Source organism: Thermomonospora umbrina (genome assembly GCF_003386555.1).
Taxonomy (GTDB): Bacteria; Actinomycetota; Actinomycetes; order Streptosporangiales; family Streptosporangiaceae; genus Thermomonospora; species Thermomonospora umbrina.
Map to the genome: position 1 here is coordinate 2,330,799 of NZ_QTTT01000001.1, position 15,404 is coordinate 2,346,202.

A 15,404-nucleotide genomic window follows, 5' to 3' on the forward strand; every position below is an offset into this window, starting at 1 on the left:
CCTCCTTGTCTGGATGGTGGCCTAGGCCAGATGCTTAGACAGTGGCCTAGGCCAGTGGCCATGTCAAGCCCCTCAGTGACTTCCCGGCACAAAGAAACCGGCCCCGCCCCCTCCGGGGGTGGAGCCGGTTCGCGTTCCAGCTGCTAGCCGGCGCTGATCGGGTAGTCGTACGTCGTCCAACGCTCCGGCGGCGCGATGCCTTCTTCGTAGCTCAGTGGCCGGTCGTCCTCGTCCCACACGGTGTGCAGAGTGACCAGGACGGCGCTGGGGTCGGGCAACGCCAGCTCTTGGAGTTCCTCCGCAGTCGCCAGCCGGGCCGCGATCCTGTCCTGGCCCTGCCGCATCTGACGGCCGATCATCTCCTCAACGTACGCAGCGGTGCCCTGCCGGATGCGCTCGCTCTCCAGCAGCAGCGGAGCGACCTCAGCCAGGTCACCGGCGAACCACGAAGTCGAGCAGGCCAACGGCTGATCTTCGGCGTTGTAGGTCACGCGGTGCCGACGGATGGCAGTGGCGTCTGATGCCAGCTCTAGGGCCGCCGCCACGTCTTCCGGCGCCGGTACGAGCGCAGCATCGGTAATCCTGGCGTACTGGCCCGGTGAGTAGATCCGGCCGGTACGGCGTACGGTCCCGTACCTGTCGTGGACGCTGCGGTGCAGCGACCGCGTGTCGCTGACCACGGTCCCCGCCCCCTGGCGAGCCGCAATCAGGCCCTCGGTCCGCAGAGCGGCAAGGGCCTTCGTCGCAGTGGACCGCGAGACGCCCCACTCCGTCGCGATCTGGCGCTCAGACATGAGGGAGTCACCAGGCGACAGCTTGCCATCCACGATCTGCTGCTTGAAGTGGTCAGCGATCTGCCGATAGGGCGGCTTCTCCCGCTGTACCTGTGGTGACATGGCGCTTCCTCCCGGTTGGCTGGTGGCCTGAGCCAGTTGCCAGGGTAGCCGACGCCTTGTATAGGTCCGTAAGCCGCTAACGTGGGAAACCCGTCCCGACGTGGGCCGGGAGCGAGCAACGAGGGGTGATCGTGGAGCTAGTCCACTCCGGCAAGGTGCGAGACGTCTACGCGGACGGCGAGGACCTGATCCTGGTCGCGTCCGATCGGGTGAGTGTGTACGACGTCGTCCTGCCCACGGAGATCCCGGACAAGGGCAAGATCCTCACCCAGCTCTCGCTGTGGTGGTTCGAGCAGCTCGCGGACGTCGTCCCCAACCACGTCATCTCAGCGACCGACGTCCCCGCCGAGTGGGCCGGCCGCGCCATCCGCTGCCGCCGCCTGGAGATGCTCCCCGTCGAGTGGATCGCCCGCGGCTACCTCGCCGGCCTCGGCCTCAAGGAGTACGAGAAGTCCGGCACCGTCTCCGGCATCCAGCTCCCGCCCGGCCTGGTCGAAGGCTCCAAGCTCCCCGAACCCATCTTCACCCCGACGACCAAGGCGACGGTCGGCCACGACGAGTTCATCACCTACGCCGACGTCGTTACCGAAATCGGCGAAGACACCGCCGAACGCCTCCGCGAAGTCACACTTGAGGTCTACCGACGCGGCGCCGCCATCGCAGCCGAACGCGGCATCATCATCGCTGACACCAAGCTCGAATTCGGCCGAGCCCCAGACGGCACCCTCGTCCTCGGCGACGAAGTCCTGACCTCCGACTCGTCCCGCTTCTGGCCCGCCGACGACTGGCAACCAGGCCGCCCACAGCACGCGCTGGACAAGCAGTTCGTCCGCGACTGGTCATCCACCATCACCGATTGGGACCGCACTCCCCCCGGCCCCCCGATCCCCGCCGACGTAGTCGAGGCCACCCAAGCCCGCTACATCCAGGTCTACGAAACCCTCACCGGCAACCGCTGGGAGTCCTAACCATGGCCCAGACCTACGACATCAACCGCTTCCTGCGCGAAGTCGAAGCCCTCCTGTGGCAGACCGGTCTAGACCCTCAGCGTGGGTCCAGCCAGCCCAAGCCTGAGGTAGCCGCGGGCATGCTCCTCCGCGCCTACGGGATTGCTCCGATAGCAGATCAGGTAGAGACTCTAGCTAGGGCGATGGACAATTCCTGGCCAGAACGCGACCAGACATAACCCCAAAGCCATCCCCATGTCAGGGCATGGCTGCGAATTGGAGCGGGAATGACTACGTGCGAATTCTGTAACATCATAGCGGGAAATACAGAGGCCAGGATCGTAGGAGATACGTCCACTGCACTTGCCTTCTTTCCACTGAGCCCCGCAGCAATTGGCCATACTCTCATCGTCCCCAAGATCCATATTCGAGACATCTGGGCCCTGACGCCCGAGATAGCCTCAGATTTGATGGCGACCATCCTGCAAGTAAGCCATGCACTAAGAAAGTCGCTTCAGCCAGATGGGCTAAACCTAATCAATTCCGCAGGGAAGGCCGCGTCACAAACAGTATTCCATATACACTTCCACCTTGTTCCAAGATGGGAGAATGACAACTTCGGCGAAATCTGGCCCGATCAGGTCCCTCAGTCTGAAGAAAGAATCGACGAGGTGGCAGCTTTGGTGCGAGGAGAACTTTCCGATTTGGCGTCATAGATAGATCCAACAATCACAAGAACCATCCCGGCCACGACAAGTGCACCATAAAACACTCTGAGCGTCGACGAGAAAAAGACACGCCTCCAGACAACATGAACATCCCCTCTATAAGGGGAGGTGTCCATGGAAAATAGCTCGACTGACGAATCTGGTTTGCGGACATCGTTGTACAGGCAGCGAAAAAGTCGTTCCTGCTGCAGGAAATAGCTGTCCAGCCACCAGAAGCCAAGAGTGGGGCCGATAGCCGCCAAAGCTATCCAGGGGCTCAGCCTGCTTGCTGAAACACCGTAAAGGGCCGCAGATATTGTCAATGCCCACCCCTTAGCAAGGAAAGAGTTCCCAGCAAGTCGCGCGACCGTATTCTGGATGAACTCTAGATGCTTAATCTGTGCGTCACTGGGGACACCGGGAGGTGCGCTCACGGGCTTTACATCCTCCGCCGATTGGCAACGGCCTCCTCGACCAATGCTTCCATGTTGTCTTTGATGTCCGCATAGACGTTGGCACTAGAAAGATACGGCGGGTTGTACGCTCGAACTAGAGCAGACAACTTGCGGCCATCGTTCAAAGTGATGCAGTCGAACGGATTCGCCCCCTTCGAGGCTACTTCATTATTTTGATTAGTCAAATTATGAATGTAGATACCGACAAGCCCTTTTCTGTCATTCCATGACTTGATAATCTCATAGTTTATCCACTTTCGGTTCGCCGTTTGGGGACCTATTAGTAGGATGGTGCATGACCGACCTTTCATCTGAGCATCGATCCATCTTTGGATCGCAGCGTCCCCTCCCCTTTTCACCGATTCCCAATCATTGTCAGAAACCGGCTGACTCCCCTCAACGACACCCATATTGCGCACCTTCGCTGCACGCCAGCCGTCGACAGCATAATGAAAGCTAAAAAACGCTCGATACGCCATCCTCCACACCTTTCAAGTAGAAGAATCACCTCCGGTTAGTCTAACCCTATCCGAGGGTTCCCGCAGGAAGTTTTGACTCGATTCGCCTGTGCCACCGTCACTCGTCGGGATTCGGCGCCATCTGGTGAGCTCTATCGTCTGGGTAGAAGCGCCACCGGACACCCCTGGTTTTCATACGACCACACTTAGTGCTGGCCAGGTCTGTCCGAAGGTTGCAGTTCAGGTTGCAGTCCGGCGTTGACCGTGGCCGTCCGTCGATGTCTGCATCCGCAACTAACGACGCCAGCGAATCACCACGGGAGGATAATCCCGGGCTTTTAATCCGTAGGTTCTGGGTTCGAGTCCCAGGCGACCCACCACCCCTGACCTGCGACGATCCATGAGATGTCCCGGTTCGTCCGGTGTCTGTTTCATCCTGGTTCGTTCCCGTGTTCGCTCCATGTGCGCTCGGCGTCACGATCACAGCCAGGAACGGCCGCTGAAACGCCCGTTGCCGCGTGCCCGGATGGGTCGTGGGCGGTGGGCCCACCGGCCCCATGGGATGGCGTGACGTCCCCCGGCATGGCCATGCCCTGTCGCGTCGGTCCGGGCCGCCGTGGGGCGGTCCGGCATGGCCCGTGGACCGGCCACCGCCCCTCGGTCCCCACGGACGGCCCGACGCCCGGGAACGGCGATGGGCCATATCCGGTGACCGTAGGGTGCCGTGTCGGGGTGAGGGCGGTCCGACGTGACGTGAGCCACGGGCGCCCCTGACATGGGACGGGCCGATACCGCGTCGCTGCGGCACCGGCCCGTTCCGGGTTGGTGGATGTTGGTCAGGTAGCGTGGTCGCGCCGCGCCTCGTGGTGCCGGTGTCGGCGTTGAGGATGATGGCGGCGTCCTCGGCCGACTGCCGCGCCAACTGCGGGAGCAGACTCGTGTAGGTGTCGGCCGCGACGGTGATCGACGACAACCTGAGCGTCGTTTGGACGACCTTCATGTCGTAGCCAGCGGCGAGCAGGAACGTCGCAGCTCCGTGGCGGAGGTCGTGCAGGCGGATCGGTGGCAGTCCGGCCTCCATGGACAGTTGCTCGAACTGCTCGGTGACGTAATTCGGGGTGACCGGCTGTCCGGTTTCGGTGGTGAAGACGTAGCCGGTGTCGGTCCAGGCGTCGCCGGCGGCGAGGCGTTCAATGTTCTGGCGGGCCTTGTGGGCTGCAGGGCGTTGACGGTGGCGGTGTGGGCGCGCAAAGGGGTCCTTCGGGCCCGGGCACGTGAAAAGGCCGTCGTCGTTTGTGATTCGGACGAGCTGCTGATCAGCTCACCGGCTCTCAATCCGGACGTGATGAGCCCGGTGGTCGAGGTGGTCAGGCAGAAGGTCATCACTCCGGCCGGAGCCGCCCTGGTCATCGCCACCCGCCTGGCCCGGGTCGCCCGGCCCGGCGGCGGCACCCCGAACCCGCCCCGATCGGGTGCGCGCCGACAAGGCGTACTCCTCCCGCGCGATCCGCGCGCCCCTGCGCCGACGCGGTATCGCAGCGACCATCCCGGTACCCGATGACCAGGTCGGGCACCGGCAACGCCGCGGCAGCCGCGCCGTGGAGTGCGGCATCAACCGCCTCAAACGCCACCGGGCGGTCGCGACCCGGTTCGACAAGCTCGCCGTCCGCTACCAGGCCACCCTCCACATCGCCGCGATCAACGAGTGGCTGTGACCCCTTTTGAAACAGGCTTTACCGAAATGCCTGCATTTGGATGGTTCGCGATGTCCGCGTCACGCCCTTGAGTGCGGCCGGATTCAGCGTGATCCCGGTGGGCTGTCAACACCATTGTGACGGATGGCCGGGTATGGACACCTTCTCCGGCGGGCGCGCATGCAGGTGGTGTCGCCGAGTGTGGCCAACCTGGGCGCGGTGGCCTGTGTCGATATCGAGGCGTGACGGTGAGTCGCTGCCATGGGTCCGCGTTACCTCCAGATGCGGCAACGTCCAACCAACCACCGAACGTCCCAATGTGCCCTATTTGACTCCTTTTGGGTCAATTGACCTGCATGTCCGGCTCCTGTTTGACTGGCCGGTGTCTTACTCCCTAGTCATGGAGATTGACATGCAGATTCAACACCGGCGCCTTTCTGTGCTGGTCCTGGGCGTCATGGGCGTGCTCATGAGCTCTTTGGCGATCGGGACATCGTCGGCTGCCGTTCCTGCGGAGGGTGGCAGCCGGATCGAGGTCACCACTGTGCCGGCGAAGCTCGTGGCGGCAGGACCAGGCGCCACGGCCGCAGCGCCCTGCAACGTCGCTTACCGCACAACGGCGTGCGGAGCTTCCCGCTACACCATCAGGGTGTATAACAGGAACGGTGTTCAGACCGGACAGCTGAACGGGATGATCTTTCAGAAGATCTACCTGAACATCAAAAGCCGGGCGTTCCACGAAACCATCTCGGTGAGGGCCGATAGCATCATAGGTAATGCCACCGGTATAAGCCTGAGGATATCCGCGTCGTGCGGCAGCGGATGCAAGGCCCGCGTGAGCGGCATCGGCGACGAGTATCTGCGGCCCGGCGTCACGGATCACGGACGTATCGACTACGCGGACAGCGTGAAACTCGGCCGCATCCACCAGTCCCGCATCAAGTACACCATCACTGCACTCAAGAACTACTACGCTCCCATCCCGGCTACATGGCGGCTACCGATCGACTTCCGGTGCGACGACAGGCTGAGGAAGCGGGATAAGAACGGCAGGCTGGTCGGGCAGCGGCCGGGCTGTGTGTTCCCCGCGGTTCCCGGGCACATCACCAGCATGGTCAAGCTGAAGTTCATCGCCCCCAACATTCGCAGGTGGCAGCGCGCGGGGGCGCCCCAGTTGCTCCACCGCAACAGTTTCCTCACAGCCGGCCACCGTAAGGCGGTCTGTGGAAGTGCGAAGCTGCCGCGGGGCTGGACTGCGCCGGCGGGCTGGCCCAAGCCGTTGAGCGATAGGCTCAACAAGCCGAGCTGCGATGAGTACGCCTTCGCAGCCACCGTTGAAGGGGGCGCCAAGCCCGGCAACGGCTACGGGTGGGTGCCGCTGCGAGAGAACAACAGTCAAGGCCACATGCTGGCGAACTCTTTCAACGCCCAGCGCGTTCTGAATGCGGGATCCGCCAAGGGCCGGGGAGACGCGTTCTACGTCTTCGTCTGACGGAAGGCACCGGGCCGGGTGAGCCGCCACCCACAGTGCGAGCCCACCCGGCCCCAGCATCCCTCTGTTCATGGAGAATCAAGGCCATGGGAACCCATCACCGCGACGACGACAGGTCCGTCTACCGAGGAATCGTGAAAGTCGACCATCACCAGTACTGGCTGCGTGACGACACCGATCCCGACGTCGACACCTTGAACGACAACAACGATCCATCGACCAATCCGCTGGTCGCGATCGACGACAGTGGTCGCATGGCCGGCATCTACACCGGCATGTACGGCTTTGACCTCCCCATGACCGTCGAAGCATGGACCCGGCCCCCCGAACCAGACCTCACCGCCTGGGAAGAGGCCATCGAGTTCAGCCTCGTGCTCGGCGACGGCGCCCGCATCGAGTCCCTGCTCAATACGGACGGCAGCCTGGGGTTCGACCTGCCCGCACAGGCCGTCCCGGCGCCTAGAACCGCGCAGGCGGACAGCTACCGTGTCCGTCTGCACGCCAGAGGCCGCCGGCGCGCCGAGGAAATACAACACATCTCCATCGACGAAGGCGACGAACCGGTCGAGGAGCACCTCATCCAGATCTGGGGCGCGCCACAGCAACCGCTGCAATGGCTGAAAGAACTCGATTGGCCGTCTTGGGAGCCCGACACCTCACTGCCCAGGACCGACTTCTATGTGGAGACCATCACCGGCCGGTACTGCCTCGCCGACGACACCACCGAGCGCTACACCGCGAACGTGACCGCCCGCGGAAACGCGCTCATCGCCGCCGAGCCGGCCGGGCACATCGCGGCCGTCTTCACAGCGCAACCCCACAGCGTCGTGGAGGTCATGCTCGATGTCCTCCCGCACGAACCCCAACCTGAACTCAGCAACTGGGACGACATCACCGACATCACCATGAGTTTCACCGGTCCATACGTCGAATGCCGCTTTCTCGGAGATCAGCGAAGTCCCTACAGTTACCAGGACCTGCCCCTCGAGGTCGGCGAGACCCGCACCTTCCGCGTCCGGGTCTCGGCCAAAGGCCGCCGCACCCGCCACGAACTCGCCGACCACACCTCAGGCGATCAACGCCACGCCGAACGCCACATGATCCAGATCTGGCCCGCGCCTCCGAGCCCCGAAAAAACCTGGCCGATATCTGGACGTTGAACACCGTCGAGCGCGACACACTCGAAGGCGCGGGGCTGCCGTCGGTTTCTCGCGGACAAGAGGTCCGGCAAAGAACGCCCACCGTCCCGAGCCGAAGCCATGCCATGCCTTCCCGGCCGGCGGACGACACCCTGGTAGGCCCCTCGCTGAACCGCTCCGGGCTCCCAGGCGCGTTCGCCCGCCCGGACCGGCGGCGACCCGGTCGGTCGCCGCTCCCGGACCCGGTGTAGGGGTGGACGCGGACGAGCCGGGCGAGGGCGAGCGCGGCGGCCCGGTCGTCGTCCAACGGAAGCGTCATCCGCCGCACCGCGCCGCCGCTGCCTCGAAACCAGCCGACCGCGCCCGGTGGAGCCGCGGGGGTACTGGTGGCGGTCCTGTGGCCACCGGGAGCTTCACCGCGGTGATGGTGCCGGCGTGCGCGGCGTCGGGCAGGTCGATGTGCAGGCTTCCGTCCCCGCGCGGGAACCGCCCGAACTCCAGCGGCCCGATCAGCGCCGACCCGGACGCCGGGACCGTGAAGACACGGCGCTCTGAGCGCCCATCTGCGGCCGATGCGGGTCCCGCGCCCGGTCACCACCACAGCCCCGTCCATCCGCAAGGTGACCGGCTGGATCGCCACCCGCCCGACCGGCTCGACGAAGCACAGCAGCTCCAGCTCAAGACCGACGTGGGTGCGGACGGCCCGGCATGACGTGCACCGGGTGCGGTCCGGGGCATGGAACGGGCCGGCACCGCATCGCTGCGGCACCGGCCCGTTCCGCTCGATGATCTTGGTTAGGTGAGGGTGGTCATACCGCCCCTGGTGGTGCCGGTGTCGGCGTTGAGGATGATCGCGGCGGCGTCCTCGGCCGACTGACGGGCCAACTGCGGGAGCAGACTGGTGTAGGTGTCGGCGGCGATGGTGATCGACGACAACCTGAGCGTCTCCTGGACCACTTTCATGTCGTAGCCGGCGGCGAGCAGGAACGTCGCCGCGCCGTGATGCAGGTCGTGCAGGCGGATCGGCGGCAGGCCCGCCTCCATCGATAGTTGCTCGAACTGTTCGGTGACGTCGTTCGGATGACGGGCCAGCCGGTCTCGGTGGTGAAGACGTAACCGGTGTCGATCCATGCGTCACCCGCGGCGAGGCGCTCGGTATAGTGGCGGGCTTTGTGGGCGCGTAGGGCGTTGACGGTGGCGGTGGCGAGACTGATGCTGGCCTCGCCCGCGTCGGGTTTGGGTTTGCCCTCGAACGTCTCCAACCCGATCTGCGTGATCTGCCACCGAATCGCGGCCGTGCCGTTCCTCAGGTCCAGGTCGGCCCACCGCAGTCCACACGACTCACCCCGCCGCAGACCACGGAACGCGATCAAGTGGTACTGGGCGTACAACCGGTGCAGGCGCGCCCGTTCCAGGAACCCTTTGGTGAGGACGGGTGTCCACACCATCACCTTGGACGGGCGTGGGGCGCCGATGTAGGCGTCCAGGCGGTTGATGCGTTCGCCGTACCCCTTGCCCAGCCAGGCCAGAAGATGACGCGAGCGAAACCGGGCTTCGCACCTACGTGGCGCGAGCAGCCGAATACCAGAACACCAGCGCCGCGTTCGCCGTCTTCCTCGCGCTGGACAAGACCGTCGCCGCCGAAGGCGCCATCAACCTGTTCGACAGCATCTGGATCGAAACGGTCCAGCGGCCCGGCGAGACCACGCCCGGCCGCGTCATCATCGTGCGCGTCCCTGGCGGCCGGGACAACCCCAATCTCCTCCGCTCCGGCCCCTGATGGGCACGCGGAGTCGCCAGCGGCTCGGCTCTGGAACACGTGCGGCGGACGGCCACAGATCAGCCTACGGTCACCATTGCAGGTGGCGCGATTCTTCAACGGCCTCGACCTCCTAGAGCCCGGACTCGTGCCCGCCAACAAGTGGCGAGCCGACCTCCCCGGGGACGGCCAAGACGTCGACGAACTCGCCGGCGTCGCCCTCAAAATCGACCACCATGCATGACGAGCCGTGAGCCCCCGGCCCCCGCTGAGCAGTGCGATCACACGGGCAGACGGGCACCCGTCGCACACGGGGCGCCGGGCGTGGAACCCCTCCTCGTGATCACCACCGCCGATCAGGCACGCTCCTGACCAACGCGGCGACGAGATCGATGTCAGGCCGAGTGTCCAGAAAAGGGGAAGGGCGGGGTCGGCGTCCAGCCGCCCCACCCCGATGCGTCACCGCTCATCCGGCACCAGGCTCATCGGCGACCCGCAGCCCTAGACCGGCCGCAGCCAACTGCGCCCAAATCTCGGACAGCGTGTCGCCCCGCGTCGACAACCTGCCGCGCGAGGAGACCACCACCCCGTCGAAACGACGATCCGAACGCGTCGCCTCCGCCAAAAGATCGACCAGCCCACCGTCCCGATGGATCGGGAAGTCCACCGGAACAGTCACGAGGTGCTGCGTATCCGGTGTCCCCAGATCGAAGAACACCGACGTGATCTCTTCACCCGACCACAACAGCGCCTCGCACTCTCCGCGTTGCCGTGACACGAGCATCTCCACGCCGTCCCACCAGGCCGCCCGGCCGTAGAACGCGAACCGCATGTCGCCACCTCCATCCATCGCCCGCCCGACCATCGGACGGGGACCCGGCATGGACGCTCGACTCGGCGCTCAAGGTCCAGTCGACGCACTCGACACCGACAAGCGCCGCGAAAGACACGGCATGGCTCACAGCACTCACACGGGTCTCGCCTCACCCCGCTTAGGAGAACACCCGACGGCGTAGGGTTCCGTCTCGATGGTGAAACCGTGGATTGGCCTCAGGCCCTCCTTCGTTTGATGGTTGCCGGCCAAACGCCCGTTCTGGCCCGAGGGTCCCGCCGGCTGCGGTAAGCCTGTGTCATGAATGCTTCTCCTCAGGCTGATGCCTGCCAAGCGCATACTCTTGGGAATCCGGAGTCGGTGTGCGGAGCCGCAGCGGTCACCGACCGGCAGTGCCTGGCGCACCTGACTCCACAAGCCAGGGCCGAATATCTGGCGGCCTTGTCCCCCGGAGCCGATGTTCATGCCCCAGGAGTGACCTTTACTCGCGAACTTCTTGTGGAGCTCTTGACTGCCCTGAAAGACGATCACGGGAGGACGCAGATCGGAGCCGCCAACTTCGATGGCGCGATCTTCGTCGAAGACGCTGACTTCAGTCATGCCAACTTTGCCGGAGAGGTCTGGTTCACTCAGGTGACGTTTACCGCGAGCGCCAACTTCGGAGGCGCAACCTTCGCCGAGGATACTCACTTTAGTAACACGACGTTCCAAAGAACGACCGACTATGCCGGCGCCGCGTTCGCCGGGGAAGCCAACTTCGACAATACGACCTTCCATGGTGTCAGCTTTTGGAAAGCGACGTTCGATGGAGTCGCCAGCTTCAGCCACGCAGCTTTCGCCGAGAAGGACGCCATATTCACCGGGACGATCTTTGCCGAAAAGGCCTGGTTTGGAGGATCAAGGTTTGCCAGGAATGGCAATTTCATCCAGGCAAGGTTCGCTCGACGGATCACATTCCTTCAGGCTTTTTTCGAAATGCACGCCAACTTCCACCAGGCGCACTTCGAAGGTCCCGCCACCTTCACTCAAACAACCGTTTATCAAACAGCGATCTTCAAAGAATCCACAATTGATCACGAACTGCAGGTCGAGGCGTTGGCCAAAGGGATCGACGCGAAGTCTCTGAGGGGGGAGGGACGATTGAGCCTGCGTCTACGCGCCGCCGAGGTCGATCTCACCGATTCGGTGCTCGCCGGGCCGATCGCCGTCCACGGACTGCAGGACAAGATCTACGCGACCAACGAGTCGGACTTCCCTGAACGAAAGGGCGGCCCACTTCCTTCGGTCCGTGTGCTCTCCCTGCAGAGGGTGGATGCGGCATCGGTGACCTTGACCGACGTAGACCTGAGAAACTGCCAGTTCGCCGGCCTCCACCGCACTGATCAAATCGTCATGGACGGCCAATGTTTGTTCACCGACGGCCCCAGAGGCCGTCGGCGGGTCCTGATCGAGGAACACCACTGGCGCGCCCGACATCCCAGACGCAGACGCCGGAATCAGAACGTTGTGGGGGGATGGACAGAGGCACCCCGAAACGTCAAGCAGATCGGTCCCGCCCGGCTGGAGGCACAGTACCGGCAGCTCCGTAAGGCCCTGGAGGACAGCAAGAACGAACCCGGCGCCGCCGACTTCTACTACGGCGAGATGGAAATGCGCCGCGCCGCCGCCCACGGCACTGAACGTATGCTCCTGTGGCTGTACTGGCTGGTCTCCGGTTACGGCCTGCGCGCGTTTCGTGCCCTTGCGACGCTGGTCGTGGTGGTCGCAGCGCTCGCCCTGGCCATGCAGCATGCCGGGTTCCCCGGCCCTCACCCTTCCTACTTGGACGCCCTGCTGTACGCCTTCCGGTCGGCGTTCGCCATCGATATCAAGACCTCCACGGTGCCCGAAGCGGTCACCCGCTGGGGACAGGTCATCCGCATCGCTCTGCGCATCGCCGGCCCTCTGTTCATCGGCTTGGCCGCGCTCGCCATCCGCAACAGGGTCAAACGCTGACCGGCGATACCGAGGAGGCACTGCCATCGGTGGCGGGAGGGAGCCTGTTGGCGGACCCTATAGACCTGTCGACCTCGCGGGTCCTCACCCAACAAGACGGACGGATTCTTTCCACATCACGATCCGGCTCATCCTCCCTGCAGAGCAGGTCCTACGCAACCGCCTTGTCGACGTGGCCGGATCCCGCGCGCCCCACCGTGGGGCCTTCCCACGCCGCGACCTGAATCATCCCGCCCTCTCGCTGACCACGGAGTGTCCGCCCGCCGAGGTGCTTGGGCCCGATCGTCGTAAAGAGCTTTCAGGTCGACCCGCGTTCGGTTACACAGAACGTGGTCTCTCAAAAGAACAGAAGGGTCGATCGCGCCAAGGTGGCAGCCCCTCCCGCCGACTCACAGGTAGAGGCTGCCATCTGGTCAGACCCCATCGGAGCCGTAATCCCTTGACGCCGAGGTTGTTGCACCGCTGCGGCTCACGTCAGCGGATCCAGATCCGGAAGAGATCGTTTCCGAGTACCCGCTCTTCGACATAGAAGTCGTCGAGGGCTCCCCCTCCGTTGGAGTTGTGCTTTTCGTTGATGAGGCAGACGCTGAAGCCCTTGGGGCCGGTCTTGTAGGGCACCTTTGGCATACGGCACCACCTGTGGCTGCGGCGCAGCACACCGGGCCTGGCCTTGGGGTCCACCGTAAACGCACCTTGATGGGTGGACGCCATCGGGTATTCGTCGCATGACAGGCCGGCGGGCCTCGTGGGCCGGCTGGGACATGCCCTGTTCCGGTTCTTCTTCTGCAGCTCGGGGTTCACCAGACGCTTCAGCGCCTTGCCGCGCCCGTAAGCACCCGGAAGTCCGGAGATCTGAGCTGCTCGAATATGCTTGGCCAGTTCGGCGTAAGGGCCTTTGAGGCTGTAAAGCATGATTGGCATGGCCTTATGAAAGACGCAGCCCGGCCTGGAGTTTCCCGGGAGCATGTGGTCGCAGCGGACCTCCGGCGGCCGAGCGTAGACAGGGTCTGAGGACATGTAGCCGGGCTTGTGGAAGACGTACTCGATCGACGTCTTGGCGTGCGCCTTCGTTCCCCTCTTCAAGGCGATCGGCTTGAAGCGGAAGTGTCCCAACGTGGTGGTGTGCTGCCCGACGCGTTGCCGCGGGTAGCTTCCTCCGGCGACCGCGCAGTTCCTTCCTCGGCACACGAACGCGGATCCGGAGACGGTGAGCCCACCCACGTTGCCCCAGTAGCGGAAGGCTTGGATCGTCTGTGCCTGATACCAGGACGGGTCCGCGCTCCATGCGCGCGACCAGTCCTCGACCTTCACATCCGCCCAGCCGTGTACCTCCACCCGACCTTGGACGATCCGAATGACCTTCACCCGCCGGGTTTCGTAGCTGCAGGCCAGGTCGCGGTACCAGCGCCACCCTTTGTTCAGGATATTGGGGTTCCAACACCATGGATCGGCCGGGAACGGAGGCTCAGGAGTCTTCATGGTGCGGGGAGCAGGCGCCGGGGCGGGCACCGGTTCGACGCAGACAGCGCCTTCCTCTTTACCGGCCGCCGCGAGTTGCCGGAGCCTCTGTGTCGTCTTCTCGCATCCAGAGGCGTCCGACGCCGGGGGGCCCGCCGTTGGTGCGGGCATGGGATCCACTGTTGTGGGCTGGGTACGGGTGGGTGCGGGGGTGATCTGTATCGTCGCGGCCCGTGAGGAGGGTAGAAGAGTTACGGTCAATACCGCTGCGAGGCAAAAGCTTGCCACGCGCCGAATTGTCACCATGGATTTCCTGACTTGGTCTCTGACAGTGCGATCAGAGTGTGGTGGTCATCTATGGAGTCGACAAGATCGTGGCCGGTTTCGGCCGACACCGTCACCTGGCTCGCCTGTAGTAAAGTGTGCCGACATGGGTGAACGTATTCGGGCGTCGATCTTTGCCGGCTATCACGCATTCCGCATCACCGAACCCGGCAGAACACGCACAAGGGAGGTGAGCGACCGGTCCAACGGTCTGATCGACGCTCAACCCGGCGGCGTGGCCATCGTGTTCACCGGCGTCCACACCGGTGAGGTCGACGTCACCCTCGACGTCCGCGACCGACCGCCCCCCTCGGCGGACACCGACACCTGGGACGACGTCGTCGAGGTGTCCCTCCACGCACCCGAGGGACAGGTACGCGTCTCCAGCGTCGGCGCCGAGACCGAGGACGAGCATCTCCTACCGGTCGCCACCCCGGCGGGCCCCGGCGACTACCGAATCCGCGTTCACGCCCGTGGCCGGGACGGCGATCCGGCGGCCGAGGCCACCGAGTTCGACTTCGGTGATGAGGACGACGACTACGACGGCGCACTGGAGGACGACGGGACCACCGAGGAATACCTCGTCATGGTGTGGCCGGCGCCGACCGCGCCGACGACGGTGCACAAGCAGACCGACGCCTACGGAGCCGCGCTCCGCGAACATGCTCGGAAACCCTGACCACTTCCTCAGGGCCTCCGCGCCGTCCGACCGTAGAACGCCAACCGCGCACCACCACCGATGCCCTGGTTTGCCCGGTGCCGGTTTCGTCCTGGTTTGTTCCCATGTTCGCTCGGCGTCACGATCACGGACACGAACGGCCCCCGGAACGGCCCCGCCGCACCCCCGGATCGGCCGTTGCGGCGTTGCCCGTGGACGGCCCCACGATCCCCACGCACGGCGCCCGACAGCCCGGGAACGGCCATGGGGTCGTATCCGGTGGCCGTAGGGGCCTGACGCGGTGCGGATGGCGCGACATGACGTGAACCGTGTGTCGTCCCGAACATTGGAGGGGTGAGTCCATCGGTCGGCAAAAGCAGCGGTTGTTCACCTGTTCGGGGAACGCGATGTAGATCCGGTCTTGGGGCACACCGAGCGCCCGCAACTGCTCCGTCTGAGTGATCACGTCGTGCTCATCGGTGGAGCAGCGGGCGTACCCGACACGCGTCCCGTTCACCCGCCCAAGCGTTCCGGATAGCCCCCGTCACCGGGACAGTTCGCGGAACCCCCGACCTGGGTGTCCATCTCGA

At 64.4% G+C, this 15,404-nt stretch carries 15 protein-coding genes; 8 read left to right on the forward strand and 7 right to left on the reverse strand.

Going from position 1 to position 15,404, the window contains the following annotated elements:
- Window positions 1-143 precede the first annotated feature (143 nt).
- Window positions 144-896, reverse strand: coding sequence for a GntR family transcriptional regulator (locus DFJ69_RS10235; protein ID WP_116022261.1), 753 nt, complete (start codon window positions 894-896; stop codon window positions 144-146).
- 131 nt (window positions 897-1,027) lie between these two features.
- Here DFJ69_RS10235 and DFJ69_RS10240 point away from each other — a divergent pair, with 131 nt between their 5' ends.
- Complete coding sequence (locus DFJ69_RS10240) at window positions 1,028-1,864, forward strand: phosphoribosylaminoimidazolesuccinocarboxamide synthase (protein WP_116026534.1); 837 nt, start codon at window positions 1,028-1,030, stop codon at window positions 1,862-1,864.
- Window positions 1,865-2,130: 266 nt separating this feature from the next.
- A complete protein-coding gene (locus tag DFJ69_RS36450; RefSeq protein WP_116022263.1) occupies window positions 2,131-2,559 on the forward strand; it encodes an HIT family protein in 429 nt (142 codons plus the stop codon).
- On the opposite strand, the gene DFJ69_RS34225 is transcribed toward DFJ69_RS36450, so the two are convergent.
- From DFJ69_RS34225 to DFJ69_RS36455, 3 genes are all read right to left on the reverse strand, one after another.
- The gene (locus DFJ69_RS34225) at window positions 2,490-2,984 is read right to left on the reverse strand and encodes a hypothetical protein (protein ID WP_170177477.1); all 495 of its coding nucleotides are present in this window, start codon (window positions 2,982-2,984) and stop codon (window positions 2,490-2,492) included. The two genes, DFJ69_RS36450 and DFJ69_RS34225, sit on opposite strands and share 70 nt — an antisense overlap.
- A 5-nt stretch (window positions 2,985-2,989) precedes the next feature.
- The gene (locus tag DFJ69_RS10255; RefSeq protein ID WP_116022264.1) at window positions 2,990-3,484 is read right to left on the reverse strand and encodes a TIR domain-containing protein; all 495 of its coding nucleotides are present in this window, start codon (window positions 3,482-3,484) and stop codon (window positions 2,990-2,992) included.
- A gap of 97 nt (window positions 3,485-3,581) precedes the next feature.
- The gene (locus DFJ69_RS36455; protein ID WP_116022265.1) at window positions 3,582-4,763 is read right to left on the reverse strand and encodes a tyrosine-type recombinase/integrase; all 1,182 of its coding nucleotides are present in this window, start codon (window positions 4,761-4,763) and stop codon (window positions 3,582-3,584) included.
- Window positions 4,764-5,557: 794 nt separating this feature from the next.
- On the opposite strand from DFJ69_RS36455, the gene DFJ69_RS10270 reads away from it, so the two are divergent.
- Complete coding sequence (locus tag DFJ69_RS10270) at window positions 5,558-6,649, forward strand: NucA/NucB deoxyribonuclease domain-containing protein (protein WP_170177602.1); 1,092 nt, start codon at window positions 5,558-5,560, stop codon at window positions 6,647-6,649.
- Between the two features lie 134 nt (window positions 6,650-6,783).
- On the forward strand, window positions 6,784-7,809 hold the full coding sequence (locus DFJ69_RS10275) for a hypothetical protein (RefSeq protein ID WP_147312263.1): 1,026 nt from the start codon (window positions 6,784-6,786) through the stop codon (window positions 7,807-7,809).
- 774 nt (window positions 7,810-8,583) lie between these two features.
- Here DFJ69_RS10275 and DFJ69_RS10280 read toward each other — a convergent pair.
- Complete coding sequence (locus DFJ69_RS10280) at window positions 8,584-8,919, reverse strand: tyrosine-type recombinase/integrase (RefSeq protein WP_116022268.1); 336 nt, start codon at window positions 8,917-8,919, stop codon at window positions 8,584-8,586.
- A gap of 433 nt (window positions 8,920-9,352) precedes the next feature.
- Here DFJ69_RS10280 and DFJ69_RS35455 point away from each other — a divergent pair, with 433 nt between their 5' ends.
- Both DFJ69_RS35455 and DFJ69_RS35460 read left to right on the forward strand, forming a co-directional pair.
- A complete protein-coding gene (locus DFJ69_RS35455) occupies window positions 9,353-9,568 on the forward strand; it encodes a hypothetical protein (RefSeq protein ID WP_245974817.1) in 216 nt (71 codons plus the stop codon).
- On the forward strand, window positions 9,546-9,791 hold the full coding sequence (locus tag DFJ69_RS35460; protein WP_245974728.1) for an SAM-dependent methyltransferase: 246 nt from the start codon (window positions 9,546-9,548) through the stop codon (window positions 9,789-9,791). Before DFJ69_RS35455 ends, DFJ69_RS35460 begins: the two co-directional genes overlap by 23 nt.
- A 222-nt stretch (window positions 9,792-10,013) precedes the next feature.
- Here the strand turns inward: DFJ69_RS35460 and DFJ69_RS10290 are convergent, their stop codons facing one another.
- On the reverse strand, window positions 10,014-10,379 hold the full coding sequence (locus tag DFJ69_RS10290) for a hypothetical protein (protein ID WP_116022269.1): 366 nt from the start codon (window positions 10,377-10,379) through the stop codon (window positions 10,014-10,016).
- Window positions 10,380-10,679: 300 nt separating this feature from the next.
- Between DFJ69_RS10290 and DFJ69_RS10295 the strand changes: the two genes are divergently transcribed.
- The gene (locus DFJ69_RS10295) at window positions 10,680-12,374 is read left to right on the forward strand and encodes a pentapeptide repeat-containing protein (protein ID WP_116022270.1); all 1,695 of its coding nucleotides are present in this window, start codon (window positions 10,680-10,682) and stop codon (window positions 12,372-12,374) included.
- A 474-nt stretch (window positions 12,375-12,848) separates the two neighbouring features.
- Here DFJ69_RS10295 and DFJ69_RS10300 read toward each other — a convergent pair whose 3' ends face one another.
- Complete coding sequence (locus DFJ69_RS10300) at window positions 12,849-13,853, reverse strand: NucA/NucB deoxyribonuclease domain-containing protein (RefSeq protein ID WP_147312264.1); 1,005 nt, start codon at window positions 13,851-13,853, stop codon at window positions 12,849-12,851.
- 493 nt (window positions 13,854-14,346) lie between these two features.
- Between DFJ69_RS10300 and DFJ69_RS10305 the strand changes: the two genes are divergently transcribed.
- Window positions 14,347-14,835, forward strand: a complete 489-nt coding sequence (locus tag DFJ69_RS10305; RefSeq protein WP_116022272.1) for a hypothetical protein — start codon at window positions 14,347-14,349, stop codon at window positions 14,833-14,835.
- Window positions 14,836-15,404: the final 569 nt, after the last annotated feature.

Coding starts and splice junctions, on each gene's coding strand:
- DFJ69_RS10255 (WP_116022264.1), bottom strand. CDS start 3,484: ATGGCGTATCGAGCGTTTTTTAGCTTTCATTATGCTGTCGACGGCTGG.
- DFJ69_RS10235 (WP_116022261.1), bottom strand. CDS start 896: ATGTCACCACAGGTACAGCGGGAGAAGCCGCCCTATCGGCAGATCGCT.
- DFJ69_RS10290 (WP_116022269.1), bottom strand. CDS start 10,379: ATGCGGTTCGCGTTCTACGGCCGGGCGGCCTGGTGGGACGGCGTGGAG.
- DFJ69_RS10295 (WP_116022270.1), top strand. CDS start 10,680: ATGAATGCTTCTCCTCAGGCTGATGCCTGCCAAGCGCATACTCTTGGG.
- DFJ69_RS10270 (WP_170177602.1), top strand. CDS start 5,558: ATGGAGATTGACATGCAGATTCAACACCGGCGCCTTTCTGTGCTGGTC.
- DFJ69_RS36450 (WP_116022263.1), top strand. CDS start 2,131: ATGACTACGTGCGAATTCTGTAACATCATAGCGGGAAATACAGAGGCC.
- DFJ69_RS10280 (WP_116022268.1), bottom strand. CDS start 8,919: ATGGATCGACACCGGTTACGTCTTCACCACCGAGACCGGCTGGCCCGT.
- DFJ69_RS10300 (WP_147312264.1), bottom strand. CDS start 13,853: ATGAAGACTCCTGAGCCTCCGTTCCCGGCCGATCCATGGTGTTGGAAC.